The organism is Pseudomonas sp. BF-R-24 (assembly GCF_019947335.1).
Lineage (GTDB): Bacteria > Pseudomonadota > Gammaproteobacteria > Pseudomonadales > Pseudomonadaceae > Aquipseudomonas > Aquipseudomonas jessenii.
This window is the reverse complement of record NZ_JAGYGG010000092.1, coordinates 1-1,441: the sequence shown is the minus strand read 5'-3', so window position 1 is coordinate 1,441 and position 1,441 is coordinate 1. Positions and strand designations below refer to the sequence as shown.

Below are 1,441 nucleotides of genomic sequence, written 5' to 3'. Positions count from 1 at the left end.
ACGAAGTGGTTGATGCCATGCTTCCAAGAAAAGCTTCTAAGCTTCAGGTAACCAGGAACCGTACCCCAAACCGACACAGGTGGTTGGGTAGAGAATACCAAGGCGCTTGAGAGAACTCGGGTGAAGGAACTAGGCAAAATGGCACCGTAACTTCGGGAGAAGGTGCGCCGGTGAGGGTGAAGCATTTACTGCGTAAGCCCACGCCGGTCGAAGATACCAGGCCGCTGCGACTGTTTATTAAAAACACAGCACTCTGCAAACACGAAAGTGGACGTATAGGGTGTGACGCCTGCCCGGTGCCGGAAGGTTAATTGATGGGGTTAGCTAACGCGAAGCTCTTGATCGAAGCCCCGGTAAACGGCGGCCGTAACTATAACGGTCCTAAGGTAGCGAAATTCCTTGTCGGGTAAGTTCCGACCTGCACGAATGGCGTAACGATGGCGGCGCTGTCTCCACCCGAGACTCAGTGAAATTGAAATCGCTGTGAAGATGCAGTGTATCCGCGGCTAGACGGAAAGACCCCGTGAACCTTTACTATAGCTTTGCACTGGACTTTGAATTTGCTTGTGTAGGATAGGTGGGAGGCTTTGAAGCGTGGACGCCAGTTCGCGTGGAGCCATCCTTGAAATACCACCCTGGCAACTTTGAGGTTCTAACTCAGGTCCGTTATCCGGATCGAGGACAGTGTATGGTGGGTAGTTTGACTGGGGCGGTCTCCTCCTAAAGAGTAACGGAGGAGTACGAAGGTGCGCTCAGACCGGTCGGAAATCGGTCGTAGAGTATAAAGGCAAAAGCGCGCTTGACTGCGAGACAGACACGTCGAGCAGGTACGAAAGTAGGTCTTAGTGATCCGGTGGTTCTGTATGGAAGGGCCATCGCTCAACGGATAAAAGGTACTCCGGGGATAACAGGCTGATACCGCCCAAGAGTTCATATCGACGGCGGTGTTTGGCACCTCGATGTCGGCTCATCACATCCTGGGGCTGAAGCCGGTCCCAAGGGTATGGCTGTTCGCCATTTAAAGTGGTACGCGAGCTGGGTTTAGAACGTCGTGAGACAGTTCGGTCCCTATCTGCCGTGGACGTTTGAGATTTGAGAGGGGCTGCTCCTAGTACGAGAGGACCGGAGTGGACGAACCTCTGGTGTTCCGGTTGTCACGCCAGTGGCATTGCCGGGTAGCTATGTTCGGAAAAGATAACCGCTGAAAGCATCTAAGCGGGAAACTTGCCTCAAGATGAGATCTCACTGGGACCTTGAGTCCCCTGAAGGGCCGTCGAAGACTACGACGTTGATAGGTTGGGTGTGTAAGCGCTGTGAGGCGTTGAGCTAACCAATACTAATTGCCCGTGAGGCTTGACCATATAACACCCAAGCAATTTGACTACTCGAAAGAGCATCAGATTGCGGTGTGTGAAGACGAAAGAACCGAAAGTTCGACGCT

At 52.9% G+C, this 1,441-nt stretch carries 1 rRNA gene; it reads left to right on the top strand.

From position 1 onward, the window contains the following. Window positions 1–1,361: ribosomal RNA gene (locus tag KGA98_RS28410) — 23S ribosomal RNA — on the top strand; the annotation flags it as partial. Between the last annotated feature and the right edge of the window lie 80 nt (window positions 1,362–1,441).